Origin of the sequence: uncultured Eudoraea sp., from assembly GCF_947260015.1 — a bacterium.
Taxonomy (GTDB): domain Bacteria; phylum Bacteroidota; class Bacteroidia; order Flavobacteriales; family Flavobacteriaceae; genus Eudoraea.
In genome coordinates this window covers 52721-79582 of sequence record NZ_CAMYOM010000001.1, presented here as the reverse complement: position 1 = coordinate 79582, position 26862 = coordinate 52721, and the positions used below count along the sequence as shown (strand labels likewise).

Annotated in this window: 21 protein-coding genes and 1 pseudogene; 10 read left to right on the top strand and 12 right to left on the bottom strand. The window is 37.2% G+C overall.

Translation table 11 applies throughout. The annotated features are described in order from the left end of the window. The first annotated feature begins 2 nt into the window (after positions 1-2). The 5 genes from ilvD (at position 3) to Q0X66_RS00325 (ending at position 7173) form a co-directional block, all read left to right on the top strand. Positions 3-1679 carry a dihydroxy-acid dehydratase gene (gene ilvD / locus Q0X66_RS00345; protein ID WP_297702482.1) on the top strand — a complete coding sequence of 559 codons (1677 nt, stop codon included), beginning with the start codon at positions 3-5 and terminating at the stop codon, positions 1677-1679. A gap of 68 nt (positions 1680-1747) precedes the next feature. After that, a complete protein-coding gene (gene ilvB, locus Q0X66_RS00340) occupies positions 1748-3481 on the top strand; it encodes a biosynthetic-type acetolactate synthase large subunit (protein WP_297702481.1) in 1734 nt (577 codons plus the stop codon). 6 nt (positions 3482-3487) lie between these two features. Then, complete coding sequence (gene ilvN / locus Q0X66_RS00335) at positions 3488-4015, top strand: acetolactate synthase small subunit (protein ID WP_297702480.1); 528 nt, start codon at positions 3488-3490, stop codon at positions 4013-4015. Between the two features lie 31 nt (positions 4016-4046). Beyond that, a complete protein-coding gene (gene ilvC / locus Q0X66_RS00330; protein WP_297702479.1) occupies positions 4047-5522 on the top strand; it encodes a ketol-acid reductoisomerase in 1476 nt (491 codons plus the stop codon). A 58-nt stretch (positions 5523-5580) separates the two neighbouring features. After that, positions 5581-7173 carry an NADP-dependent glyceraldehyde-3-phosphate dehydrogenase gene (locus Q0X66_RS00325; protein WP_297702478.1) on the top strand — a complete coding sequence of 531 codons (1593 nt, stop codon included), beginning with the start codon at positions 5581-5583 and terminating at the stop codon, positions 7171-7173. Positions 7174-7246: 73 nt separating this feature from the next. On the opposite strand, the gene leuB is transcribed toward Q0X66_RS00325, so the two are convergent. The 5 genes from leuB to recG form a co-directional block, all read right to left on the bottom strand. Further along, positions 7247-8302 (bottom strand): 3-isopropylmalate dehydrogenase, encoded by a 1056-nt coding sequence (gene leuB, locus Q0X66_RS00320; protein WP_297702477.1) that lies wholly within the window; start codon positions 8300-8302, stop codon positions 7247-7249. Between the two features lie 51 nt (positions 8303-8353). Next, complete coding sequence (locus tag Q0X66_RS00315; RefSeq protein WP_297702476.1) at positions 8354-9871, bottom strand: alpha-isopropylmalate synthase regulatory domain-containing protein; 1518 nt, start codon at positions 9869-9871, stop codon at positions 8354-8356. A gap of 43 nt (positions 9872-9914) precedes the next feature. Further along, positions 9915-10511: a 3-isopropylmalate dehydratase small subunit gene (leuD, locus tag Q0X66_RS00310; RefSeq protein ID WP_297702475.1), complete on the bottom strand. Its 597-nt coding sequence runs from the start codon at positions 10509-10511 to the stop codon at positions 9915-9917. Positions 10512-10542: 31 nt separating this feature from the next. After that, complete coding sequence (leuC, locus tag Q0X66_RS00305) at positions 10543-11952, bottom strand: 3-isopropylmalate dehydratase large subunit (protein ID WP_297702474.1); 1410 nt, start codon at positions 11950-11952, stop codon at positions 10543-10545. Between the two features lie 361 nt (positions 11953-12313). Further along, a complete protein-coding gene (gene recG, locus Q0X66_RS00300; RefSeq protein WP_297702473.1) occupies positions 12314-14419 on the bottom strand; it encodes an ATP-dependent DNA helicase RecG in 2106 nt (701 codons plus the stop codon). 81 nt (positions 14420-14500) lie between these two features. Here recG and Q0X66_RS00295 point away from each other — a divergent pair, with 81 nt between their 5' ends. Beyond that, entirely contained in the window at positions 14501-16591 is a 2091-nt protein-coding gene (locus Q0X66_RS00295) for a M1 family metallopeptidase (RefSeq protein ID WP_297702472.1), read from the top strand. Then, positions 16588-17496: a patatin-like phospholipase family protein gene (locus tag Q0X66_RS00290; RefSeq protein WP_297702471.1), complete on the top strand. Its 909-nt coding sequence runs from the start codon at positions 16588-16590 to the stop codon at positions 17494-17496. Before Q0X66_RS00295 ends, Q0X66_RS00290 begins: the two co-directional genes overlap by 4 nt. 20 nt (positions 17497-17516) lie before the next feature. Here the strand turns inward: Q0X66_RS00290 and Q0X66_RS00285 are convergent, their stop codons facing one another. The 3 genes and pseudogenes from Q0X66_RS00285 to Q0X66_RS15900 form a co-directional block, all read right to left on the bottom strand. Beyond that, positions 17517-18035, bottom strand: coding sequence for a hypothetical protein (locus Q0X66_RS00285; protein ID WP_297702470.1), 519 nt, complete (start codon positions 18033-18035; stop codon positions 17517-17519). 117 nt (positions 18036-18152) lie between these two features. Then, entirely contained in the window at positions 18153-18926 is a 774-nt protein-coding gene (locus Q0X66_RS00280) for a hypothetical protein (RefSeq protein WP_297702469.1), read from the bottom strand. Positions 18927-19095: 169 nt separating this feature from the next. Further along, a pseudogene (locus Q0X66_RS15900) lies at positions 19096-19381 on the bottom strand (hypothetical protein); the annotation flags it as partial. Positions 19382-19591: 210 nt separating this feature from the next. Here Q0X66_RS15900 and Q0X66_RS00270 point away from each other — a divergent pair. Together Q0X66_RS00270 and Q0X66_RS00265 are read left to right on the top strand one after the other, a co-directional pair. Then, a complete protein-coding gene (locus Q0X66_RS00270; protein WP_297702468.1) occupies positions 19592-21919 on the top strand; it encodes an ATP-dependent helicase in 2328 nt (775 codons plus the stop codon). A gap of 339 nt (positions 21920-22258) precedes the next feature. Then, on the top strand, positions 22259-22879 hold the full coding sequence (locus Q0X66_RS00265) for an L-threonylcarbamoyladenylate synthase (protein ID WP_297702467.1): 621 nt from the start codon (positions 22259-22261) through the stop codon (positions 22877-22879). 46 nt (positions 22880-22925) lie between these two features. Here the strand turns inward: Q0X66_RS00265 and Q0X66_RS00260 are convergent, their stop codons facing one another. From Q0X66_RS00260 to Q0X66_RS00250, 3 genes are all read right to left on the bottom strand, one after another. Next, positions 22926-23777, bottom strand: coding sequence for an OmpA family protein (locus Q0X66_RS00260; RefSeq protein WP_297702466.1), 852 nt, complete (start codon positions 23775-23777; stop codon positions 22926-22928). Positions 23778-23895: 118 nt separating this feature from the next. Then, positions 23896-24897, bottom strand: coding sequence for a glycosyltransferase (locus tag Q0X66_RS00255; RefSeq protein ID WP_297702465.1), 1002 nt, complete (start codon positions 24895-24897; stop codon positions 23896-23898). A gap of 12 nt (positions 24898-24909) precedes the next feature. Continuing rightward, on the bottom strand, positions 24910-25356 hold the full coding sequence (locus Q0X66_RS00250; protein WP_297702464.1) for a type I restriction enzyme HsdR N-terminal domain-containing protein: 447 nt from the start codon (positions 25354-25356) through the stop codon (positions 24910-24912). A 26-nt stretch (positions 25357-25382) separates the two neighbouring features. Here Q0X66_RS00250 and holA point away from each other — a divergent pair, with 26 nt between their 5' ends. Beyond that, positions 25383-26387 (top strand): DNA polymerase III subunit delta, encoded by a 1005-nt coding sequence (gene holA / locus Q0X66_RS00245; RefSeq protein WP_297702463.1) that lies wholly within the window; start codon positions 25383-25385, stop codon positions 26385-26387. A 5-nt stretch (positions 26388-26392) separates the two neighbouring features. Here the strand turns inward: holA and Q0X66_RS00240 are convergent, their stop codons facing one another. Beyond that, entirely contained in the window at positions 26393-26770 is a 378-nt protein-coding gene (locus Q0X66_RS00240) for a DoxX family protein (RefSeq protein ID WP_297702462.1), read from the bottom strand. Positions 26771-26862: the final 92 nt, after the last annotated feature.

Below are 26862 nucleotides of genomic sequence, written 5' to 3'. Positions count from 1 at the left end.
TAATGGAATTGAACAAATACAGTAAAAATGTAACCCAGGATCCAACTCAGCCTGCTGCCCAGGCAATGCTATATGCACTTGGATTAAAGGAGGAGGATTTAAAAAAACCTTTTATTGGCATTGGAAGTACAGGCTACGAGGGAAATCCTTGTAATATGCATTTGAATGATCTGGCACAGGAAGTAAAGCAGGGGGTTCAGCAAAATAATTTAGTAGGACTTGTATTTAATACCATTGGTGTTAGCGATGGAATTTCTATGGGAACTTATGGAATGCGCTATTCATTACCCTCAAGGGATATTATAGCCGATTCTATGGAAACAGTGGTTCAGGCAATGAATTATGATGGCCTGGTAACCGTTGTGGGTTGCGATAAAAATATGCCGGGTGGCTTGATGGCCATGATACGCTTAAACAGACCTTCTATCTTGGTTTATGGAGGGACCATTGCTTCAGGTTGTTTTAAGGATAAAAAACTCGATATTGTTTCTGCATTTGAAGCCTGGGGCGAAAAAGTTGCGGGTACTATGAATGATAAAGATTTTAAAAGTGTCATCCAAAATGCATGTCCCGGGGCAGGGGCATGTGGCGGTATGTACACTGCAAATACTATGGCTTCTGCAATAGAAGCCTTAGGGATGGCTTTACCCTATAACTCTTCAAATCCTGCCATAGGCAAGGAAAAACAGCAGGATTGTATTAATTCTGGCAAAGCATTATGGCATTTAATAGAAGAGGATATTAAACCGAGTGATATTATTACGCGGAAGTCATTTGAAAATGCAATTCGGCTAATAACGGTTATGGGAGGTTCCACAAATGCGGTACTTCACTTTTTAGCAATTGCGAAAGCTGCTGAAATTGATTTTACTTTAGATGATTTTCAAAAAATAAGTGATACAACTCCTTTTCTGGCCGACTTAAAGCCTAGTGGAAAATATTTGATGGAAGATATTCATCGTGTCGGAGGTACTCCTGCCGTAATGAAATTTATGCTTGAGAATGGAATGCTGCATGGCGATTGCTTAACCGTTACCGGTAAAACAATTGCCGAAAACTTAGCAGATTTACCAGGTTTGAAACCCGGTCAGAAAGTTGTTAAATCACTGCAAGACCCGATAAAAGAAACAGGACATTTACGTATTCTTTATGGGAATTTGGCAAAAGAAGGGTCGGTAGCGAAAATAACAGGCAAAGAAGGACTTCATTTTACCGGTCCGGCAAAAGTTTTTGATGATGAGTTTAAGGCAAATGATGGAATAGGAAAAGGATTGGTAAAAAAAGGAGATGTCGTGGTAATAAGGTATGAAGGACCCAAAGGAGGGCCTGGCATGCCGGAAATGTTGAAGCCAACTGCTGCAATTATGGGCGCAGGACTTGGAAAAGAAGTTGCTTTAATTACCGACGGCCGTTTTTCTGGCGGAACCCATGGTTTTGTAGTGGGGCATATCTCTCCTGAGGCTCAGGATGGCGGTATGATTGCTTTGTTGGAAGACGGCGATATTATTACAATTGATGCGGAGAAAAATAGTATTTCAGTAGATTTGACCGATAAGGAAATTAGTGAAAGACAGTCAAAATGGGTACAACCGGCACTTAAAGTTAAACGAGGGAGCTTATATAAATATGCAAAAACAGTTTCGTCGGCCTCTCAGGGTTGTGTAACAGATGAATTTTAAACTGTCACACCAAATTTTGATAAAGATAAGAGCAAAGAAGTTATAGCATTTAATAAAAGATAATGCGTATGCAAACATTAAAGGAAAAAAAAGCGAAGACACACAAAGATACTTCAATAAGAATCAGCGGTGCTGAAGCAATTATCCATTGTCTTCTTGCCGAAGATGTAAATTTGATATATGGCTATCCAGGTGGTGCAATTATGCCTGTTTATGATGAGTTATATAAGTTTCAGGACAAACTACACCATGTACTTACAAGGCATGAACAAGGAGCGACTCATGCTGCGCAGGGTTTTGCCCGGGTTACGGGAAAAGTGGGAGTTGCGATAGCAACCTCTGGCCCGGGAGCAACAAACTTAGTTACCGGTCTTGCAGATGCACAGATAGATTCTACTCCAATGGTTTGTATAACAGGTCAGGTACCCCGACACTTGCTAGGGTCCGATGCATTTCAGGAAACCGATATAATTGGAATATCTACCCCGGTTACCAAATGGAATTATCAGATTACAAAGGCTTCTGAGATTCCTGAAATTATGGCAAAGGCCTTCTATATAGCGAAATCGGGTCGTCCAGGCCCTGTATTGATTGATATTACAAAGAACGCGCAATTTGAAGAGTTTGATTTTAGTTACAGTCGGTGCATAGCTATCCGAAGCTACAAGCCTAACCCAAAGCCTGAGATTGCAAAAATTGAATCTGCGGCAGAATTAATAAACAATGCAAAAAAACCTTATATAGTATTTGGTCATGGTGTAATTCTTGGAAAAGCAGAGGAGCAACTTAAAGCATTGGTTGAAAAAGCCGGAATCCCCGCTGCGTGGACCATTTTGGGCTTATCAGCTATGGATACGGATCACCCCTTAAATGTGGGGATGGTAGGGATGCATGGGAATTATGGCCCAAATATACTTACCAATAAATGTGATGTTCTTATAGCTATAGGAATGCGTTTTGATGACAGGGTTACAGGGAGTCTTGATACCTATGCAAAACAAGCCAAAGTTATTCATTTTGAAATAGACTCCGCTGAGATTGATAAAAATGTAAAAGCGGATGTGGCAATTTTAGGTAATGCTAGAGAATCACTCGATTTATTATTGCCATTAATAAAAGAAAATAATCATGATGCCTGGCATAATAAGTTCAAAAAGTGTTATGAAGAAGAATATGAAGCTGTAATTAAAAATGATCTTTACCCAACCAAAGATGGTCTAACCATGGGTGAAGTGATTGAAGAAATAAATCTGGCTTCAGAAAATAAAGCCGTTATAGTTACCGATGTCGGTCAGCATCAAATGATAGCATGCAGGTATGCCAAGTTCAAACAGACTAAAAGCAATATTACTTCAGGAGGTTTGGGAACCATGGGTTTTGCACTCCCGGCTGCTATTGGCGCCAAAATGGGAGCAATGGATAGGGAAGTGGTTGCTGTTATCGGAGATGGTGGTTTCCAAATGACAATTCAGGAATTAGCGACTATCTTCCAGAATAAGACAGCGGTTAAAATTGTTGTTTTAAACAATGGCCACTTAGGCATGGTAAGGCAATGGCAGGAATTATTTTTTGAGAGCAGATATGCTTCAACCGTAATGACCAATCCGGATTTTGTAAAAATAGCTGAAGGATATCGTATTGAAGCAAAAAAGGTGGATGACCGTAAGGACCTTAAGTCAGCGGTGCAAGCTATGATGGCCTCAAAAGAGCCATTCTTTCTTGAAGTTAGTGTTGAAAATGAAGATAATGTCTTCCCAATGATTCCTTCCGGGGCATCGGTTTCAGATATTCGTTTAAAATAAATTAGCATGGAAAAAAAGTGGTTTACAATATCGGTTTATTCCGAAAATAATGTTGGAATGCTCAATAGAATATCTGGAATATTCTTAAAGAGACACATCAATATAGAAAGCTTAAATGTTTCAAAATCAGAAATTGAGCACGTATCCAAGTTTACTATTGTCATCAATACGACTGAAGATTGGACACGCAAAATAGTAGCACAAATTGAGAGGCAAATTGAAGTTCTAAAAACATTTTATCATACAGACGAGGAGACCATATATCAGGAATCTGCACTCTTTAAAATTGCTTCACATCTTTTGTTTGATGAACCTCAGATACAGAATATTATTTCTGGGAGTAAATCCAAAATTGTAACGGTATCCAGGGAATATTTTGTTTTGGCTAAAACAGGCAGAAGACACGAAATAGATGAAATGCATGATCAACTAGAACCTTATGGAATTATGCAGTTCGTGCGTTCAGGGAGAATTACGGTAACAAAATCGACAATGCCCATCACTCCAATTATTAATGAATTCCATCAATCATAATTTTCGCTAATAAAAATAACAAAAATTAAACATGACAAATTATTTCAATACGCTATCCTTACGAGATCAATTATTACAATTAGGTAAATGCCGGTTTATGGAGTCTACCGAATTTTCGGATGGCATTAATGCTCTGAAATCAAAAAAGATTGTTATTGTGGGTTGTGGTGCACAAGGCTTAAACCAGGGTTTAAATATGAGGGATTCTGGATTGGATATTTCTTATACGCTTCGAGAGGCTGCCATTAAGGAAAAGCGCCAATCTTTTAAAAATGCCAGTGAGAATGGTTTTAATGTGGGAACCTATGAAGATATGGTACCTGACGCAGATCTTGTCATTAACTTAACTCCGGACAAGCAGCACACTTCTGTGATAAATGCAGTAATGCCCCTAATGAAAAAAGGAGCGACATTGTCTTATTCTCACGGATTTAATATTGTAGAGGAAGGGATGCAAATACGGAAGGATCTAACAGTTATTATGGTTGCGCCAAAATGTCCCGGATCAGAGGTTAGAGAAGAATACAAAAGAGGTTTTGGGGTGCCAACTTTGATTGCTGTTCATCCCAATAATGATCCGGAAGGGAAGGGATATGAGCAGGCCAAGGCCTATGCAGTCGCTACCGGAGGTAACAGGGCAGGTGTATTGGAGTCTTCTTTTGTTGCTGAAGTAAAATCTGATTTAATGGGAGAACAAACTATTCTGTGCGGGTTATTACAAACAGGATCCATTCTTTGCTTTAATAAAATGGTAGAGAAGGGAGTTAACCCGGGATATGCTTCTAAACTTATTCAATACGGTTGGGAAACTGTAACAGAGGGATTGAAATACGGTGGAATCACCAATATGATGGACCGCTTGTCTAATCCTGCAAAAATAAAAGCCTTTGAATTATCGGAAGAACTAAAAGATATTATGAGGCCACTATTCCAAAAGCATATGGATGATATTATGAGCGGGCATTTTTCTAAGACAATGATGGAAGATTGGGCAAATGATGATAAAAACCTGTTGACCTGGCGTGCAGAAACCGGAGAAACCGCCTTTGAAAAAACTGCTGCTGGTGATGATGCCATATCTGAGCAGGAATATTATGATAATGGTGTTCTTATGGTTGCTTTGGTAAGGGCTGGTGTGGAACTGGCTTATGAGTCTATGACAGAATCCGGAATAATAGGAGAATCTGCGTATTACGAATCATTGCACGAAACACCTCTAATAGCCAATACTATTGCCAGAAAGAAATTATTTGAAATGAATAGGGTAATATCTGATACTGCAGAATATGGTTGCTATTTATTTGATCATGCCTGTAAACCTTTATTGGGTGATTTTATGAAAAAAGTAGATATTGATGTTGTTGGTACCCCGTATGGCAAAGGAAAGGACAATGGCGTGGATAACGGAAAATTAATCGCGGTAAATAAAGCCCTTCGTGAACATCCGGTTGAGATTATTGGAACCAGGTTAAGAGAGTCCATGACTGCGATGAAACCCATCGTTTAGATAAACGTAATTCAGCCGTATTTAAAAATTATTCTAAGCTTTTAAGACAAAAATAAACATGGAAACAACCGTATCGCTAATTCCTGAGGCATTTCGTATTAATGAGCCAATAAATCAAAAGATTTATTTAGTAAATGGGGTATTAAAAGAGTGGAATAGTGCCACGGCCGATGTTTACTCTACTATCTCAAGTACGTCTGAATATGCGCCAACATTACTTGGCTCTGTTCCGGACATGGGTGAAAAGGAGGCTTTAGAGGCACTAGATGCTGCTGTAAAAGCTTATGACAAGGGACAGGGTGTTTGGCCAACCATGAAGGTTAGAGATCGGATAGAATGTATGGAAAAGTTTGTCCGTATTATGGAGACCAAAAGGAATGAGGTGGTCAAATATTTAATGTGGGAAATAGGTAAAACTTTACCAGATTCTGAAAAAGAATTCGACAGAACTATAGAATACATCTACGATACTATTGAGGAATACAAACAATTGGATCGTGATTCAGCGAAATTTGATAAGAATGGAGGAGTTTATGCTCATATAAGGCGCGGACCTCTTGGCGTAGTACTTTGTCTTGGACCTTATAATTATCCTTTAAATGAAACCTTCTGTTTGCTTATTCCAGCAATTATCATGGGGAATACCGCAGTTTTTAAACCTGCCAAGCAAGGAGTACTTTTGATTGCCCCATTAATAGAAGCCTTTAAAGATAGTTTTCCAAAAGGGGTTGTCAATGTCTTGTTCGGTCGTGGGCGAGCTATTGCAGGTCCCATAATGAAGACAGGTAAGGTAGATGTCCTGGCTTTAATAGGTCATAGTTCATCCGCGAATGCATTGCAAAACCAGCATCCAAAAAGCAACCGTTTGCGACTTGTATTGGGGCTGGAAGCAAAAAACCCTGCTATTGTGTTACCTGATGCAAATCTGGATTTGGCAATAAATGAATGTCTGGCCGGGGCTTTGTCATTTAACGGTCAGCGTTGTACGGCACTTAAAGTGATATATGTACATGATGATATAGTGAAAGAATTTACTGAAAAATTCTCAATAAAAGTAGATGAACTTAAGTATGGTAACCCCTGGGATAAAGGGGTAACTCTTACGCCATTACCAGAACCGGATAAGCCGGCTTATATACAAGAATTAATTGATGATGCTTTGGATAAAGGTGCGCAAATTCTGAACGCAAAAGGAGGAGAACATTCTGATAATTATATCTGGCCAGCAGTCCTTTACCCCGTGACTAAGGATATGAAGGTATATGAAGAAGAGCAGTTTGGCCCTGTGATTCCCATCCTTTCTTTTGAGGATATTCAGGAACCATTAGATGACATGGCTGAATCTAACTACGGTCAACAGGTAAGTTTGTTTGGCAGTGATGTATATACCCTTGCTCCTTTAATAGATAACCTGGCGAATCTGGTATGTCGAGTAAATCTGAATAGCTCCTGCCAACGCGGACCAGATGTTTACCCCTTTACAGGTAGAAAGGATTCCGCGGTTGCTACACTAAGTGTTCATGATGCACTGCGATCGTTCTCTATAAGGACATTTGTAGCATCAAAGGACACGGAGTTAAATAATGAAATTCTCGAAAAGTTATTGGAAACCAAGTTATCCAACTTTATTAGCACCGACTATCTTTTATAAATATCAACTTGATATTTATAAAATTAATTGTGCAAACCCAGAAGCTCTTTTGGAAAATTAGATATATTTCTTCCTAAATATGTGAGGCAAGCCAATCGCCAACTTCACTGGTTTTATAAGCTTTTCCGCCTTCGGCAAGATCTTCCGTAACTATTCCTTCGGAAAGGGATTCATTAACAACCTTGCGAATAGCCTCAGCCTCATCAGACAAATTAAATCCATCAAATAACATAGCCGCAGATAACACTGTTGCCAGGGGATTAGCAATGTCCTTGCCTGCTGCCTGGGGATAGGAACCATGGATTGGTTCGTATAAAGAGATACTTTCCCCAATAGAAGCAGAAGGCATTAATCCCATAGAACCTGAAATAACAGAAGCCTCATCTGTAAGAATATCACCAAACAGGTTTTCAGTAATTAATACATCATATTCACTTGGCCACTGAACAAGTCGCATAGCCACCGCATCAACAAATTCATAGGAAACCTCTACATCAGGATAATCTTTTTCCATAGCCTGAACAGTTTCCCTCCACAAACGCGACGTTTCCAAAACATTTGCTTTGTCTACACAGCATAGGCGTTTAGAGCGTTTTTGAGCCATTTCAAAGCCTTTTTTGGCCAAACGCTGTACTTCCTTTCGGGTATATGTACAGGTGTCATAAGCTGTGTCTCCGTTGTCTTCCCTTCCTCGTTTACCAAAATAGATACCACCGGTAAGTTCTCTTAAAAATACCAGATCAGTACCCTCTATCCGTTCCCTTTTTAAAGGGGATTTATCAATTAAAGATGGAAAGGTAAATGTAGGTCTGACATTAGCAAACAAACCCAGTTTTTGTCTCATTCTCAATAAACCCTGCTCAGGGCGAACTTTTGCTGATGGATCGTTATCGTATTTCGGATGGCCAATAGCACCAAATAGCACTGCATCAGAAGTGATACATATTTCATGTGTTTCGTCAGGGTAAGGGTCTCCCACAGCGTCAATCGCGGCAGCGCCTGTCAATGCAGGTCTCCAGTTTATTTCATGATTAAACTTTGTCGCAATTACATTGCATACTTTTACTGCCTGATCTATGACTTCCGGTCCAATTCCGTCTCCGGCTAAAAGCGCTACATTTAATTTCATTTTATTCCTGGGATCTAATTAGTAGAAAATATTTGTCTTTTTAAAGATTCTTTAAATGATATTCAACATTTTTTCAGTTGCCTTAATGGCGGAAACAGTCTGATCCGAATCCAGACCACGCGTTATAAAGTCTTTCTCTTTGTCTTGCCAGGTTATAATGGTCTCGCATAATGCATCAGAGTTACTACCCGGAGGTATTCGTACCGCGTAATCGGTAAGAACAGGAAGGTCTATTTTTTTAGATTTATATACTTTTCTCAGTGCATTCATAAAAGCATCAAACTGGCCGTCTCCCTGGGCGTTTTCCTCGTAAGACTGACCTTCAATTTCCACCGCCACAGTAGTTGAAGGTTTAAGGCCCTTAGAATGCGTAAGCACATAGGATTTAACAAATGTTTTTTGTTGATATGACTCAGTATCCAATACATCTGAAATAATATATGGAAGATCTTCTTTAGTAACTTTCTCTTTTTTGTCACCTAATTCAATAATACGTTGCGTTACTTTTTTTATTTCTACATCATTAAGAGTAAGTCCTAATTCCTGAAGATTTTTTTGAATATTGGCTTTCCCCGAGGTTTTACCAAGAGCATATTTGCGTTTTCTACCAAAACGTTCAGGCAATAGATCATTAAAGTATAAATTCTTTTTATTGTCTCCATCTGCATGTATACCAGCAGTTTGTGTAAATACATTATCACCAACAATAGGCTTATTGGCCGGAATACCAAACCCGGTAAATGTTGATACGATTTTACTAACTTTAAAAAGGGAAGACTCTTGCACATTAATTTCGATTTCCGGCATAAAATCATTTATAACCGCCACTACACTTGCCAATGGCGCGTTACCGGCGCGTTCTCCCATGCCATTTATAGTCAGGTGTAATCCGTGACAACCTGCCCTCAGGGCTTCCATAACATTTGCGACGCTTAAGTCATAATCATTATGCCCATGAAAATCGAAGTGTGTATCAGGATAGCGAGTAACAATTTGCGAGATAAAATCAAAAGTTTCGCTATGAGTCAAAATGCCAAGAGTATCCGGTAATAATATTCTTTTAACAGGTTGTGTAGTAAGGAAGTCGAGATATTGAAAAACATAATCAGGTGAATTTCGCATCCCATTACTCCAATCTTCAAGGTAAACGTTGGTAGTAATTCCCTGCTTTTTTGCCTCTGCAAGTACATTTGCAATATCTTCAAAATGCTCCTCGGGTGTTTTTTTAAGTTGATAGGTCAGATGATTCAAAGAACCCTTGGTTAAAAGGTTTTGAACTTTGGCCCCTGTCTTTTTCATCCATTTGAGCGAAAGACCGTTATCGACAAATGTAAGTATTTCAATACGATCCAAATACCCAGCGCTCTTTGCCCAGCTGGCTATCTGTTCGACTGACTTAAATTCGCCCTCTGAAACTCGGGCAGATGCAATTTCTATACGATCCACTTTCAATTCATCTATAAGAAGTCTAGCCAGATTAAGCTTTTCTGCTGCAGTGAAGGATACGCCAGAGGTTTGTTCTCCATCCCTCAATGTTGTATCCATTATTTCAATCTTCCTCTTATTCATGCTAAATGTAAAATGGCTTAAAAAGTATTAGTTTACTTAAATTTTAAAGAGGTGTGTCTTTCGCAAAAGATTCAATTTCACTCTTAATATTTAGCAAATAATCAATATCGTCAAATCCGTTGAGTAAGTTTTCTTTTTTGTAGTCATTTATTTCGAAACTTTCCTTTTCACCTGTTGTCTTAATAGTGAATGTTTGATCCGGAAGATTGACTTCAAATTCAGTATTTGGATTAGCTTCAATTGCCTCGAAGATCTTTGTAAGAAAGTTTGAGCTTACCTGAACAGGTAAAACGCCAATATTCATACAATTGCCCCGGAATATATCCGCAAAAAAACTGCTTACAACACACCGAAAACCATAATCATAGATGGCCCATGCTGCGTGTTCTCTTGAAGAACCAGATCCAAAATTTTTCCCACCTACCAAGATTTTACCGCTATAAATAGGGTTGTTCAGTACAAAATGTTCTTTGGGAGTATTGCCAGATTGATATCTCCAATCCCGAAAAAGGTTATCACCAAAACCCTTGCGTTCGGTTGCTTTTAGGAACCTGGCCGGGATAATCTGATCTGTATCCACATTTTCTATTGGAAGTGGAACAGCTGTACTGCTTAAAACTTTAAATTTATCGTATGCCATTAGAATTTGTATCCGTTAATTATTAAAAAAATTAGGCTATTTCGAAAACCATTAACTCCCTTGGGTCTGTTACCTTACCAGTTACTGCTGCTGCTGCGGCTACCAAAGGACTGGCAAGAAGCGTCCTTGATCCGGGGCCCTGCCTTCCTTCAAAATTCCTGTTAGACGTACTCACGGCATATTTGCCAGCAGGAATTTTGTCGTCATTCATAGCAAGACAAGCGGAGCAACCCGGCTCTCTTAATTCAAAACCTGCCTTGTTCAGGATATCCAACAAACCTTCTTTTTTAATAGCGTCTTCCACTTTGTGCGAGCCTGGAACCAGCCAGGCAGTTACATTTTTGGCCTTTTGTCTTCCTTTAACCAGATTCGTAAATGCCCTGAAATCCTCAATCCTGCCATTAGTACAACTTCCAAGGAAAACAAAATCTATTTCCTTCCCCAGCATATTTTCACCCTCTTCAAAATTCATATATTGAAGAGATTTTTTATATGTAGATGCACCACCTTCAATAGCATCAGATTTAGGGATACCACCTGATATTCCCATACCCATGCCCGGATTAGTCCCATAAGTAATCATTGGTTCTATATCTTCACCGTTGAATGTGATTTCCCTATCAAAAACAGAATCATTATCTGTAAATAATGTTTCCCAATAAGTCATTGCCTTAATCCAGGCTTCGCCTTTTGGCGTATACTCTCGATTTTTAATATATTCAAATGTTTTTTCATCCGGAGCGATCATGCCCCCACGTGCACCCATTTCAATACTTAAATTACAAACAGTCATACGTCCCTCCATAGACATCTGTTTAAAGACATCTCCGGCGTATTCAACAAAATATCCAGTAGCCCCCGAAGTGCTCAATTTAGAAATAATATAAAGAGCCACATCTTTCGGTGTAACCGCATTATTTAATTTACCATTTATTGTAATACGCATGCTTTTAGGTTTAGGCTGCATAATGCACTGGGTAGCCAAAACCATTTCTACCTCCGAAGTCCCAATTCCAAATGCTATGGCACCAAATGCGCCATGTGTTGAAGTATGTGAGTCGCCGCAAACAATTGTCGACCCCGGTAACGTAATTCCATTCTCAGGGCCTATTACATGGACAATGCCGTTTTTTTCGTGACCAAGTCCCCAATAGGGAATTTGATGCTCCATCGCGTTCTGCTCCAATGCCCGAAGTTGATTGGCGGACAAGGGATCTTTAACCGGTAGATGTTGGTTTAATGTAGGTGTATTATGGTCTGCCGTGGCAAAGGTGCGTTCTGGATATAAAACCTTAATTTTTCTATTCTTTAAGCCCCGAAATGCCACTGGACTTGTTACTTCATGGACAAGATGACGGTCAATAAACAACACGTCAGGGCCATTCAGTACCTTTTGGACTACGTGTGAGTCCCAAACTTTATCAAATAGTGTTTTTTTCATATAATATTCAAATAACTAATAAATAGCTTTTTAGCACAGCTAACAAATGTATGAAATACAAGTAAAAGGGGGTGAAACAATGTGCTTATATATTACGATGTTCAATAAGCTATTTAGTAATGCAAACTATTGATAATCAATTATATAAATCGAATATGCCCACTTTTCAGTTTTATGTTAACATGGGGCGCTAATCTATCTACTTATCAATATGTGAATGTTTGTATAGAATTCAGAGGTATTTCCTGTTTAAAATTCCTGTAATAATTACAAGAAAAGGCTATGCCTATCTTCAATGAAATCTAACTATAAAATTAATATTTAAAGAAACTAAGCGATGAAAAAAATACATGGAGGGCTATTAACTTATATAATTCCAGATATTCTTATGCTTCATTAATTGGGCATAGGCATATCTAATTTGTTTATTTTCTTCTTCCTGCAATCCCGGATCCTCATTAAGAACCTTTATAGCATAATATCTGGCGGTTTTCAAGATATCATTGTCCTTTACAATATCGGCAATTTTAAGATTCAGAATACCACTTTGCTGTGTTCCCATTAGATCACCCGGCCCCCGTAATTTTAAGTCTACTTCCGCAATTTCAAATCCATCGTTAGTATTGGTCATGGTTACGAGTCTGGTTTTGGCATCTGAAGATAATTTATGGCTAGTCATCAGGATACAATAGCTCTGTTCAGCTCCACGACCAACACGACCTCTTAATTGATGCAGTTGCGATAGTCCGAAGCGTTCTGCGCTTTCAATAATCATAACGGAGGCATTGGGGATATCAACACCTACTTCAATGACAGTTGTAGCAACCATTATGTTTGTTTCACCTTTAACAAAGCGTTCCATTTCATATTCTTTATCCTGCGGTTTCATCTTGCCGTGCACTATTGAAATCTGATAATCCGGTAATGGAAAATCTCGTGCAATACTCTCATAGCCATCCATCAAATCCTTATAATCCAATGCTTCTGACTCTTGAATAAGCGGATAAACAATATATATCTGTCTTCCCTTCTTTATTTCATCTCGCAAGAATTGAAATACTTTTAATCGGTTTTTGTCATATCTGTGCGCAGTCTTTACAGCCTTTCTTCCGGGTGGCAGCTCATCAATTACTGAAATATCAAGATCCCCATAAAGGCTCATCGCCAAGGTTCTTGGAATTGGAGTTGCTGTCATTACCAATATGTGCGGAGGTACCTCATTCTTATGCCATAATTTGGACCTTTGAGCGACTCCAAACCTGTGCTGCTCATCAATTATTGCTAACCCAAGATTTTTAAATTTAACTTTATCTTCCAATACAGCATGTGTGCCAATAAGAAGATCAAGCGTGCCATCTTCGAGATGCTCATGAATAACTCTTCTCTGTGCTTTTTTAACTGATCCGGTAAGTAAAGCTATACTAACCCCAATTTCTCCCAACAATTCTTTAATGCCTTTGTAATGCTGGTTGGCCAATATTTCTGTGGGAGCCATTAAACAAGCCTGATAACCATTATCCAGTGCCAATAAAATTGACATTAAGGCTACTACAGTTTTACCAGATCCCACATCCCCTTGTAAAAGACGATTCATTTGAGCTTTGCTACCGAGATCTGCCCTTATTTCTTTTATGACTTTCTTTTGAGCAGCTGTAAGTTCAAAAGGCAAATAATCTTTATAAAAGCTGTTAAATAGCTTATCTACTTTTTCAAAGGGATAGCCTTTTATCTTTTGTTTTCGAATTAATTTTTTTGAGATAAGCTGTAATTGAATATAAAATAATTCTTCAAATTTCAGGCGAAATTGTGCTCTTGATAATAGTTTAAGGTCTTTGGGAAAGTGAATATTGAACATGGCCTCAGTTTTTGAAATAAGCCTGAGTTCATCAAGTATAGTAGGGGAGAGTGTTTCTTTAAATTCTCCCTTTGTTTCTACAAATAATTGTTGCACCAATTTACTGATTACTCTGTTCGTAATCCCCCTGGCACTTAGTTTTTCTGTGGATGGATATATTGGTTGCAACGACACCTTTATCCCTTTTTCATGCTCAGAAAGTAATTCCATTTCCGGGTGTGGCATTGAAAATTTGCCACTAAACCAATTTGTTCTTCCAAAAATGACATAAGGGGTATTTAATTTAATATTTTCCCGAATCCATTTCTGCCCTCTGAACCAAACCAGCTCCATTTCGCTGCCAGCATCCTTAAATGTAGCCACTAACCGGTTTCCCTTTTTTTGCTCTACAGTTTTAATACGGATGATTTCCCCTATAAGTTGAACATCTGCATTTCCTCTTTGTAACTCATTGATTTTATAATACCTTGTTTTATCAATATACCTGTTAGGAAACAGATTAATCAAATCCTGGTAAGTTACTACCCCTAACTCCGAGTGCAGTATTTCGGACCTGTTTGGACCAACACCTTTCAAATAAGTAACAGGAGTTTGAAGATAGTTCGTATTCATGGAACGAAAATAATGGTTACTGCATACAACTGCAATACCACAAAATGCTAATTTTGGTCTGACAATTGTACAATAACAATTATGAAGTTTACTAATTTACTTTTATTCATTCTTTTTACGGGTTTTTTATTTAGTCAGCCGCAGCCTTCAGTTGATTTCTTTAAAGCGGATGTTGATATAATTCCAGATCCGGGTTATAAAAGATTAAATGGTAAAGTAACTTATTCGTTTAAAGTACTCAAAAAGACGGATTCTGTTTTTTTAGATGCCAAAAACATGGAGTTTTCATCTGTTTTATTGAACGGCAAAAAAGTGCGAAATACAAATACTAAAGAAAAACTATTTTTTTATAAAAAACTTAAAGCAGACAAAACGTATAAGTTAACACTGGATTATTCTACAATTCCAAAGCAAACGGTTTACTTTTTAGGATGGGAAGACTCAATTCCTAATAATAATCAAATATGGACTCAGGGTCAGGGAAAATATACCAGTCACTGGCTTCCCAGTTTTGATGATATGAATGAGAAAGTTGAGTTTGATCTTAGTCTCACTTTTGATAAAGATTATGAAGTTATTGCAAATGGTAAATTAAAAGATACGCTTTTAAAAGAATCGCTGAGAACCTGGTTCTTTGATATGAACAAGCCAATGAGCAGTTATCTGCTGGCTTTTGCAATTGGGAATTATAAAAGTAAGAGGTTTATTAGTAAGAGTGGAATACCTATAGAGCTTTATTACTATCCCGGGGACAGCTTAAAAGAAGAACCAACCTACAGGTATAGCGGGGAAATTTTTGATTTTCTTTCTAATGAAATCGGGATAGCATATCCGTGGCAGAATTACAAACAGATACCTGTGCGTGATTTTTTATATTCGGGGATGGAGAATACCGGGACTACTATTTTTTCTGATGGATTTGTAATAGACAGTGTCGCTTTTGTGGATAAGAATTATGTAAATGTGAACGCTCATGAAATGGCCCATCAGTGGTTCGGGAATCTGGTAACTGAAAAAGATGGGAATCATCATTGGCTTCATGAAGGATTTGCCACATATTATGCACTGCTGGCAGAAAAAAAACTATTCGGCGATGATTATTTTTATTGGAAGCTTTACGAATCTGCCAAACAATTGCAAAAATTATCCAACCAGGGAAAAGGTGAAGCGTTAACGAATCCTAAAGCCAGTAGTTTAACCTTTTATGAAAAAGGCGCCTGGGCACTTCATATTCTTAGAGATAAGCTAGGCGATAAGGCATTTAAAGAAGGTATTCAGGCGTATTTAAATAAATATCAGTATTCCAATGTGACTATATCTGATTTTATCTCGGAGATGGAATTAGTAAGTGAAATGGACCTGTTAGAATTTGTACAAGTTTGGTTAAAAGGAACACAATTTCCTTTTGAAAAGGTAAAGAAATTACTCGCAGCATCTTCAACTGATTTGCAAACTTATTTTGACCTTCAATGGGAATTGACATCCAGTAATACCAATAATGAACAACTAATTAAAAAGTTATGGGATAATAATTTATCAACCAGGATAAAAGAAAATATCATCCTGGACTATCATAAATCTCTGTCCGAAAGTTTTTTAAAAAATGCATTTACTACTAAAGACTTGAAGACAAGACAGGCTTTGTGTATTACAACCGATAGAATACCTTCCGGACTTAAAAATCAATTTGAATCATTATTGCAGGATAAAAGTTATATTACAATTGAAAATGCTCTTTACCGTTTGTGGATATCATATCCAAATGATAGAATAGCATATTTGGAAAGAACTAAGGGAGTTATAGGCCTACCCAATAAAAATGTACGTTTGCTTTGGTTGTTTTTGGCGGTATTAACGAAAGACTATTTAAATGATGTACAGAAAGCAGGTTATACCGAGGAATTATTTGGATATACCTCAGCTAAATATTCTTTTGAAGTACGGCAGAATGCCTTTTCTTTGCTGGCTGAGGTTTTTCCTTTGACAGATCAAAATCTACTGGATTTAGTTGATGCCTCAATTCATCATTCCTGGCAATTCAGAAATTTTGCCAGAAACTTGATAGAAAAGTTATTAAAAGATGACAAACAAAAGGAGCGATTACTTAAATTGTCCGAAGAACTAAATGAAAAAGAATTGCGTTATATAAAAAGTAAACTGGAGGTAGAATGAGAGCTTTAGTCATATCCGGGGGTGGAAGTAAAGGGGCCTTTGCAGGTGGGGTTGCCCAATACCTAATGCAGGAATTAGGTCACAATTATGACCTTTTCCTTGGGACATCTACAGGTAGCTTGCTAATTTCACATTTGGCACTTCAAAAGATTCAAAAAATAAAGGATGTTTATACTTCAGTAAATCAGGACAGTATCTTTAGCAACTGCCCTTTTGTGATTCAAAATAAATATGGTGTGGCAAATATTGGTATAAACCACTGGAATGTGCTAAAGAATTTTTACAGGGGTAGCAAAACTTTTGGCGAAAGCCTCAATCTTTTGGAACTTATAAAAAATACTATCACGCCTGAAGAATTTGAGATTCTTAAATCCGGACCAAAGGATATTGTAGTTACAGTTTCCAATCTCTCTTTAAATGCGGTGGAGTATAAATCCATTAAAGATTTTGAATATGAGGATTTTTGTGAATGGATTTGGATTTCTTGCAATTATACGCCTTTTATGAGCCTGGTACGAAAAGAAGGTTGCGAGTATGCTGATGGAGGACTTGGAAGTATGGTCCCTATTGAAGAGGCTATTATGAGAGGGGCAACAGAAGTAGACGCAATTATTTTACATACTGAAGTAACTCACTTTAACAGAATGCCTTCCAAGAATGCATTTTCGCTCTTGACCAGTATGTTTGCATTTATGTTGGATAGAATTGAGCGTCAGAATATCAGAATTGGAAAATATGTTGCCAATAATAATAATGCAATAATCAATTTATATTACACCCCTACAGTGTTGACCACAAATTCACTAATCTTCGATAAGGAGAAAATGACATCCTGGTGGGAAAAGGGATATGAGTTTGCAAAGACTAAAAATGTAGAAATAAGTGCTTTTGAACCGGAACAGTAATTCATATTCCTTTAAACCAATCACCAAATTTCTCCAATTTCCTTTTTCACATATGCAAGTGCTGTTGCAGAAGGGGATTGTTTATCCATAGTTTCATTGAGAATATCTTCACGCAACTTGTCAGCGGAGTCAGATTCACTCATTCCGACTTTTCTTATGGATTGAATTGTAGCATTTTTAGCAGCTTTTATAATATTCCAACAATCATCACTCATATAGATCTGTTGCGACAAATTGTGATCAAATTCGTTTTCAATACTTCGAATCAATAATTGCTCATAAGCATTTTTCTCAGCAGATTTTGGCGCAACTCGCACTACAAGACTGGGTATTGATATGCGCTCTAAAAACAGTGCCATCCTTTCATAGGCTTGCAAGCGTATAGGCATGGCATCTTTTTGCGCATCTTTGTGAAGTAAAAATCTTCTGCGACCTTCCTCGTTTCTGGTATGTAGTCTAAAAAAATAAAAAGCTATGGCTCCGGTTACCACGGCCGGTAATAAATATGCGAATAGTTGAAAAATTCCGTCCCCACTCATGTTTTTGATATTTAGTTTGGTTTATGGATGTAGAACGTCAGATTATTTAAAAAATTATAGCAGTATTTTATCTTAACAGGAAAGTTGCATTATAACCATATCCGAGGATTCCTTCTTTCATTTCTTCATATTTTGTCTTACGTCAATGTAGAATAAATTGAAATTGGGGTGAAGCCTAATATATAAAGAATTGGATAAATCTGTTTTTCTGGAGACCAAAATTCGCTCTGCTTTAACATTTGCAGTAGGGCCAATAATTTTGGTTATCGAAGCAGCCTGTCCATAGACAATATCCCAGCTGAGAGCATCATCGGTATGGAATTCAAGAGTGACAGCCATATCAGGATTAGCCTTAATTACGCCTGCTATTTTACTCAGAGATTCTGTAGCTCCGGCTTGTAATTCTGTCTTGTTAGTATTGGCTCCAAATAAAGAGGTATGATCCATAATTACAACAACTGATCCACGTTCAACTTTTATATTAGCATTTTCCCCCAAGGTTTGCTTGAAATTGGTAAGCACGAGCAGAGAAATTGAGTCATTGCTGGTTAATGCGTCTTTAATAAATTTCAGTTCGCCTTCTTTCTTTCTCAGGCTTGTCATTACATTGCCGAGGTTGTCCTGCTTGTTACTAGATTGCGCGGTGAAGTTATTTAAGTTTTGTAATAGAGTGGCATTGTTTTCCTCCAATCCCTGTAACTGACTTTCAAAAGAATCTGCCCTGGCTGCACTTATTTTTTCATTTTTTTTCGATTCTAAAAGTTCAGTCTTAGTACTTTCCAACTCCGAATTCAAGGTGTTAAGCTGAGCTCTTAGCTCTTTTTTATTTTGCGCATGCAAGGTAGTTCCTGTCAAAACTAAAAGGAGTAATGATAAAGTAATTCTATTCATAGGGAATTTATATTAATTAAAAAATAGGATTTTTAATCCTGCTTATAAAATGTGACACAAAAATAACTTATTTAAAGTTTCTCAAATTGTTTCTTTGTCAAATAATTGTATTCTAATATAGAATGTTTATACTAAATGATCGAATTAAAGGCCGGTAGAAAATTCAATCTTACATATTTAAGAAATCCAGGCTCATTTCCTTAAGCGTTTTTACACCTAGTATTAAACCGTTATCATCAATTAAAATATTTGGGGTATTGTTACGTACCCTAATCCAGTGACCATATTGTACCAATCATTTCAGTACTTTCATGAATACTATTAAAACGGACCCCATTTTTAATGTTACCACCGGAGATGACAGCAAGCTCATTGGCATGATCAGCTTCTCTGCTCATAATAGTTTGCAGGCCATCGATAATTTTTGCACTTATAAGTATTGGATCTATAACGGATCCGATTCTAATGTTTGTGAATGCAAAGAAGTAAATTCGAATAAAAGGCCCAATGCGAAGTTAAAATTTTTTTTTTTGACATGTAGTTCAATAGATTTTCTAAAGATATAAGAATAGCAGACAATAAGAAGTCAAAGTTTAGAAATATTAGATTATAACTTTTTCATGAGGTTAATTATGGCTAAATTCACTTAATAAAATGCATCTAACTTGAATACTTTTCTGGATGATTTAAATGACGCTCAAAAAGGCCCTGTTTTACACAAGGAAGGACCACTTATGGTAATTGCAGGTGCCGGTTCAGGAAAAACCCGGGTTCTTACATTTAGAATTGCCCACTTAATGGAGCAGGGTGTTGATCCCTTTAATATTCTTGCACTTACCTTTACCAACAAGGCTGCGAGAGAAATGAAAAAGCGAATAGCCAGCATTGTGGGCGGGTCTGAAGCAAAGAACTTATGGATGGGAACTTTTCACTCCATTTTCGCACGTTTACTTCGTTTTGATGGTGATAAATTAGGTTATCCAAGTAATTACACGATTTATGACACTCAGGATTCACAGCGTTTAATTTCATCGATAATTAAAGAAATGGGATTAGACAAGGACATTTATAAATACAAACAAATTCAAAATCGTATTTCATCTTACAAAAACAGTCTAATAACCGTTAAAGCCTACTTCCAAAATCCCGAATTGTTGGAGGCAGACGCCATGGCAAAGCGACCGAGGTTGGGTGACATTTATCAAAACTACGTGGACCGATGCTTTAAAGCAGGTGCAATGGATTTTGATGACTTGCTTTTGCGTACCAATGAACTACTAAGCCGTTTCCCGGAAGTTTTAATGAAATATCAGGAAAGGTTCAGATATATTCTGGTAGATGAGTATCAGGATACCAATCACTCTCAATATCTTATTGTAAAAGCGCTAGCTGACCGTTTTCAAAATATTTGCGTTGTAGGAGATGACGCTCAGAGTATTTATTCTTTCAGAGGCGCCAACATAACAAATATCTTAAACTTTCAGCGGGACTATGATGATGTTGCAGTGTATAGGTTAGAGCAAAATTACCGCTCTACCAAAAATATAGTTAACGCCGCAAATTCGATCATTGCCAACAACAAGAACCAACTGGAAAAGGTAGTTTGGACAGCGAATGATGAGGGTACGAAAATAAAAGTTCACAGAAGTACAACAGATGCTGAGGAAGGAAGATATGTGGCAGGCTCTATTTTTGAAAATAAAATGCAAAACCAGCGGGCAAATGGAGATTTTGCGGTTCTTTATCGCACAAACTCCCAATCCCGTGGCATTGAGGATGCCTTGCGTAAAAGAGATATTCCGTACAGAATTTATGGAGGACTTTCTTTTTATCAGCGAAAGGAAATCAAGGACTTGTTATCCTATCTTAGGCTGGTAATCAACCCAAAGGATGAAGAAGCTTTAAAAAGAGTTATAAATTACCCCACTCGTGGGATTGGCCAAACCACAGTAGATAGGCTAACCGTTGCGGCAAACCATTACTCAAGATCTATATTTGATGTAATGGAGAATTTAGATAAAATAGATTTAAAAATAAATACAGGCACAAAAAGAAAACTCGAAGATTTTACTAATATGATTAAGAGTTTTCAGATTATGAACGAGAGTGCGGATGCTTTTACTCTGGCCGAGCATGTGGCTAAGAAAACGGGCATCCTCCTGGAGTTTAAAAAAGACGGCACTCCCGAGGGTATTGCTCGAATGGAGAATATAGAAGAATTATTAAATGGCATCAAAGACTTTGTTGAAGGGCAAAAGGAATTGGCGGATGCAAAAGGCGATCTTACCGAGTTTCTGGAAGATGTAGCATTGGCCACGGATTTGGATAAGGACACCGGTGATGATGATCGGGTGGCTCTAATGACCATTCACATGGCAAAAGGATTAGAGTTTCCTTTTGTTTATATTGTTGGGATGGAAGAGGATCTTTTCCCTTCTGCAATGAGCATGAATACACGTAGTGAGTTGGAAGAAGAGCGCAGACTCTTTTATGTTGCGTTAACCCGTGCTGAGGAGCAGGCATATCTAACCTACACACAAAACAGATATCGCTGGGGTAAATTAATTGATGCCGAACCCAGTCGTTTTATTGAAGAAATAGAGGATAAGTATATGGAGAACCTGACTCCCGTAGATACGTATCGATATAAACCTTTAATTAATACCGATATTTTTGGTGAAGTTGATAAATCAAGACTGCGACAGCTAAAGCCTGAAAATGGTATTCCACCAGGTATTGGAAAACCCAATAAAAATCAACTAAGAAAACTAAGAAAACTTAAACCGGAATTATCTAAGCCCATTGGAAATACAAATACAATAGATCCAAATCTATCGGAGGGTACTTTGATAAATCACACTCGTTTTGGTCGTGGTAAGGTATTGCGTATTGAAGGAGCAGGGAATGACAAAAAGGCGGAAATACAATTTGTAAAAGGCGATATAAAAAAGCTGCTGCTTCGATTTGCGAAACTGGAAATCATTGATCGTTAGACAATCTGGGATTATATATTAATATTCATGCAGGTATTTACTCAGTGACCTATTTAAGAACTAGCCATTAGTTTTTCATATTATCTTTGGTAAATAGAACAGGCCAATTTGATACAATGTATAAGAATATCGTTTTCCTTGTTCCTATATTCCTGATTGGATTTAATGTGGCCTTACGAGTGCCTGAAATTCTACATGGATGATATGGAGAATATTGAGCTTATATTTCCTCGTCCGGCTATTTCTAACGCGGAAAATGGCCTTTTTCAGGATCATTTTATTTTTTAATAATATTGCTCATGAAAACAATAATATTTATTCCAAAAATCCTGCAAGAAAATGGCCGAATTCATTAAGATATACGAGCAGAATCCTAATCCAAAAGAAATTGATAAGGTGGTATCCATCCTGCGTAAAGGTGGTTTAATCATATATCCTACGGATACGGTTTATGGCCTGGGTTGTGATATTAGAAGTACCAAAGCCATGGAAAAAATTGCTCGTATAAAGGGAATAAAATTAGAAAAAGCTTACTGGTCCTTTATTTGTGCCGACCTTAGTAATCTTTCAGATTATGTGAGGCAATTAGACACTCCAATATTTAAGATTCTTAAGCGAGCCCTTCCCGGCCCTTATACTTTTGTATTGCCCGGCAGCAGTAAATTACCTAAGGATTTTAAGAAAAGAAAGACTGTGGGTATAAGAGTCCCGGACAATAATATTGCAAGGGCTTTGGTTGAGGGATTAGGGAACCCAATTGTATCGACCTCAATTCGTGATGAAGATGAACTTTTGGAATACACCACAGATCCTGAATTAATTTTTGAAAAATGGAATAACTTAGTAGATATTGTAATTGATGGAGGATATGGAGGCAATATAGGATCTACGGTTATTGATCTTTCAGGCGACGTGCCGGAAGTACTTAGAGTGGGCAAAGGAGATCCTGATATTATATAAAAAAACCGCGATCATTGACCGCGGTTTTTTATAAAATTATTAATATTTAGTCGTTAATAGCAGGATCTTTCATTCCTTCTTCAATCATGCTGTAGAACTGATCAATTTTTGGAAGTACAACAATTCTGGTTCTTCTGTTTTTAGATTTCTCAGTCGGAGAAATAGGAATATACTGTGATCTACCTGCCGCAGTCATCCTTTTTGGATCTACCCTATAATCATTTTGTAAAATACGAACAACAGCTGTAGCTCTTTTTACACTTAAATCCCAGTTGTCCAATAAAACTCCTTTTCTGTAAGGAACATCATCTGTATGTCCTTCTACCATAAACTCAAAATCGGGTTTGTTATTAACAACTTGTGCAACTTTTCCTAATATTTCCTTAGCTCTTGCCGTAACATTATAGCTTCCACTGCTAAATAATAGTTTATCCGAAATTGAAATAAAAACCACTCCTTTTTCAACATTTATCTCAATATCCTGGTCATCCAAATTTCCAAGAACACCTTTAAGACTTTGTACCAAAGCAAGGTTTACAGAATCTCTCCTTGTTATGGCATTTTGTAATTTACGAATAGTAAGATCTTTTTCCTGAAGACTTTCCAAAGATTTCTCAAGGTTTTCTGCACCCTTAGCTGTTAGGGTGGTTAAATTCCCCATGTTGTTTATTAACTCCTGATTGTTCGCCTTTAGAAAATCATTTTGATCTGCCAAAGTTTGTAATCTCGCATCTGCAGTGGCCTTTTCCTCAAGACAGGTATTCAATTTCACTGTAGCAGAATTTAACAGGTCCTGTGTCTCTTTTTGTTGCGACTCTAACTCAGCGTATTTCTTTTGCGATACACAAGATGATAACAGGACTGCCATTCCAATAAAGCCTAGAATAAATTTTTTCATAATAATGTTTATATAAAATTAATTGTTTGTTTAAATATTAATTGTTTGTTTAAATCAACTTTCATCTAACCGATGGTAAAATTATGACATTTGATTTCCTTTAATTTCTCAAAATTAGTTAATCTTTTACTAAAATGTTAAAATTCTTTACCTGATATACGAAATAGGACCACACTATGGATTTTGTAATGTAGTACAAAGGGATAAAATTGGCTTTTTCCCTTTTCTTATACATTTTGCCAAAATGCCGGTAATAGCTTAAATGTGCTTTGACAATAGCCCAGCAATGAACAGGTTTAAGTTGTATAATAAATCTAATAGCCGCAATACCATCGAGGAAAAGACGAACAAAAATTATAGGAAATGCCTTTTTTCGGGGGAGGTTTTTAGTGATAGAAAAAAGTGAGTTTCTAAAATTTAAAAAAGTTTTTTTAGGATTCATATTACTCAATGTTGAACCTCCAAGATGATAAACATATGATGCTCCAACGTAGTAAACCTTTAGTCCTTTATTTTGAGCTCGCCAACATAGATCAACCTCTTCCTGGTGCGCAAAATATTCCTCATCAAATCCTCCAAGATTATCGAAAACATTTCTTTTTATAAACATACAGGCACCGGTTGCCCAAAAAATTTCTGTAGTATCATCGTACTGACCTTCATCTTTTTCGATGGTCTGAAAAATTCGCCCCCTGCAGAATGGATAACCAAACTGATCTAAAAAACCACCTGCCGCTCCCGCATATTCAAAATAATCTCTTCGTAACAGATCAAGAATCTTAGGTTGTATTATGGAGGCATCCGGAAATTTTAGTAATGCTTCTTTTATAGGCTCGAGCCAACCAGGTGTAACTTCAACATCGGAATTTAAAAGACAATAAATGTCTGCGTCCACCTGTTTTAATGCGTCGTTGTATCCTTTAGCAAATCCGTGATTTGAACTATTTTGAATAAGGTTTACATTAGGAAAGTTTTCTTTTATAAAAGCCACAGAGCCATCAATAGAGGCATTATCCGCTACATAGATATCAGCGTTGCCGGAATATTGTACCACCAAAGGCAGGTAGCGTTCCAGGAGCGCTTCTCCATTCCAATTAAGTATGACGATTGCAAATTTCAAAACGGTTGCAAATTAACGGCTAAAATCAGGAATTTGCCTTAAAAAAGAATATTTTTCTTCTTCATAATTCATATTGCAGTAAAAATGATCAAATCCATTGGTCACCATAAGGTATTCAGCTTTCAGGTTTAGGTTATAGCGTGCAATCTGATCAAAAACGTCTTGTGAGATTATGATGTTTGGTGATTTGCATTCTACAAGAATGTGAATACTACCATCTTTATTAAAGACTACAATATCATATCTTTTTCTCAAACCGTTTAGCGATAAGGTCTTTTCAACATTAATTAGAGACTTTGGATATTTTTTATCTATGCTTAAAAAATGAATTACATGCTGTCGTACCCATTCTTCCGGTTGCAGGCTAACAAATTTTTTGCGTATTATGTCAAAAATCTGCTGCTTATTTTCGCTACTTTTGAATCTGAAATTGTAGCCGGGAAAGTTGAGAGAAAGCATAAAACAAATTTGGTAATTTTTTTTGGATGGAAGAAGTAAAGCGGATCGTAAATAACATCCGAAATGGAAATATAAGCCCTATATATTTTTTGATGGGTGATGAACCCTATTATATTGATAAAATAGCTCAGTTTATTAGTGATAACCTTCTTACGGAGGAAGAGAAGGGTTTTAATCAAATGGTTTTATACGGCAAGGAAGTATCTCTAGACCAGGTATTGGGCAATGCAAAGAGATATCCAATGATGTCCGAAAGACAGGTAGTCATTGTAAAGGAAGCTCAGCACTTATCTAGAAATATAGAGGAATTAAGTTCTTATGCTGCGAATCCACAGACTTCAACAGTACTGGTTTTCTGTTTCAAATACAAAAAATTAGACAAACGCAAAAAATTGCATAAAACTCTTTTGGCTAACGGAAGTGTTATTTTTGATAGTAAAAAACTATATGAAAATCAGGTTTCAGATTGGATTAGACTAACTTTAAAACAGAAAGGTTATGCCATATCACATAAGGCCTCGGTTTTATTAGTAGAGTATTTGGGAACAGACCTGAGCAGAATTAATAATGAATTAGAAAAATTACAATTAGTACTACCAAAGAACACCGAGATCAACCCAGATCTTATTGAAAAACATATAGGTATAAGCAAGGACTACAATAATTTTGAATTAAAGAAAGCTATAGGTGAAAAAAATGTTGTTAAAGCTACCAGGATAATCAATTACTTTGCTCAGAACCCAAGGGATAACCCTTTTGTTGTTACAGTTAGCCTGTTGCATAATTTTTTCACACAGTTACTTCAATATCATGGACTGTCGGACCATTCTCCTAAGAATGTGGCTTCAGCTTTACGGATCAACCCTTATTTTGTGGGAGAGTTTCAGATAGCGTCCAGAAATTATCCCATGAAGCGCGTTAGCACTATTATAGCTTATTTACGGGAAATGGACTTAAAAGGGAAGGGCGTAGGATCTTATAATATTTCCCAGGCTGATCTTCTGAAAGAACTTCTGGTCAAAATAATATAGAAAGTTTACTTTTTGTCGATACTGTAACGTCCCGGACCAAGTAGCATTATAACCGCGAAACACACTAAGTACAATAGAGCGAGTTCTTTCATTGCAAAAGGATCAGAACCGTGCACAATAAAGGCTGCCACAGCCATTGTTATCACAATTGGTAAGGAGGCCCATCTGGTTTTATATCCGATTATTACCAGAATAGGGCAAATGACTTCACCAATAACTGCAAGAAAAAGAGAGGGAGTAGAACCGATTCCTATGGGATCGGCAAATTCAAAATCTCCATTTAGAAGTTTTTGTAATTTGGGAATACCATGAGACAATAGAAAGGCAGAGGGTAGAATACGCAGAACTGCCAGACCAATATCACTTTTAAGTTTTTTAGTCATTCACTTTAAGATTGGAGAGTCTAAAGTAAGCTTTTTTTAATAACTTTTTATCAAATAGTTTAGAATTCACTTAATGCAAAATGATCGTTAAG

Coding starts and splice junctions, on each gene's coding strand:
- ilvC (WP_297702479.1), top strand. CDS start 4,047: ATGACAAATTATTTCAATACGCTATCCTTACGAGATCAATTATTACAA.
- ilvN (WP_297702480.1), top strand. CDS start 3,488: ATGGAAAAAAAGTGGTTTACAATATCGGTTTATTCCGAAAATAATGTT.
- recG (WP_297702473.1), bottom strand. CDS start 14,419: ATGAATACGAACTATCTTCAAACTCCTGTTACTTATTTGAAAGGTGTT.
- Q0X66_RS00250 (WP_297702464.1), bottom strand. CDS start 25,356: ATGCTTTCTCTCAACTTTCCCGGCTACAATTTCAGATTCAAAAGTAGC.
- ilvB (WP_297702481.1), top strand. CDS start 1,748: ATGCAAACATTAAAGGAAAAAAAAGCGAAGACACACAAAGATACTTCA.
- holA (WP_297702463.1), top strand. CDS start 25,383: ATGGAAGAAGTAAAGCGGATCGTAAATAACATCCGAAATGGAAATATA.
- leuD (WP_297702475.1), bottom strand. CDS start 10,511: ATGGCATACGATAAATTTAAAGTTTTAAGCAGTACAGCTGTTCCACTT.
- Q0X66_RS00315 (WP_297702476.1), bottom strand. CDS start 9,871: ATGAATAAGAGGAAGATTGAAATAATGGATACAACATTGAGGGATGGA.
- Q0X66_RS00240 (WP_297702462.1), bottom strand. CDS start 26,770: ATGACTAAAAAACTTAAAAGTGATATTGGTCTGGCAGTTCTGCGTATT.
- leuB (WP_297702477.1), bottom strand. CDS start 8,302: ATGAAATTAAATGTAGCGCTTTTAGCCGGAGACGGAATTGGACCGGAA.
- Q0X66_RS00285 (WP_297702470.1), bottom strand. CDS start 18,035: ATGAGTGGGGACGGAATTTTTCAACTATTCGCATATTTATTACCGGCC.
- Q0X66_RS00325 (WP_297702478.1), top strand. CDS start 5,581: ATGGAAACAACCGTATCGCTAATTCCTGAGGCATTTCGTATTAATGAG.
- Q0X66_RS00265 (WP_297702467.1), top strand. CDS start 22,259: ATGGCCGAATTCATTAAGATATACGAGCAGAATCCTAATCCAAAAGAA.
- Q0X66_RS00260 (WP_297702466.1), bottom strand. CDS start 23,777: ATGAAAAAATTTATTCTAGGCTTTATTGGAATGGCAGTCCTGTTATCA.
- leuC (WP_297702474.1), bottom strand. CDS start 11,952: ATGAAAAAAACACTATTTGATAAAGTTTGGGACTCACACGTAGTCCAA.
- Q0X66_RS00295 (WP_297702472.1), top strand. CDS start 14,501: ATGAAGTTTACTAATTTACTTTTATTCATTCTTTTTACGGGTTTTTTA.
- Q0X66_RS00280 (WP_297702469.1), bottom strand. CDS start 18,926: ATGAATAGAATTACTTTATCATTACTCCTTTTAGTTTTGACAGGAACT.
- Q0X66_RS00290 (WP_297702471.1), top strand. CDS start 16,588: ATGAGAGCTTTAGTCATATCCGGGGGTGGAAGTAAAGGGGCCTTTGCA.
- ilvD (WP_297702482.1), top strand. CDS start 3: ATGGAATTGAACAAATACAGTAAAAATGTAACCCAGGATCCAACTCAG.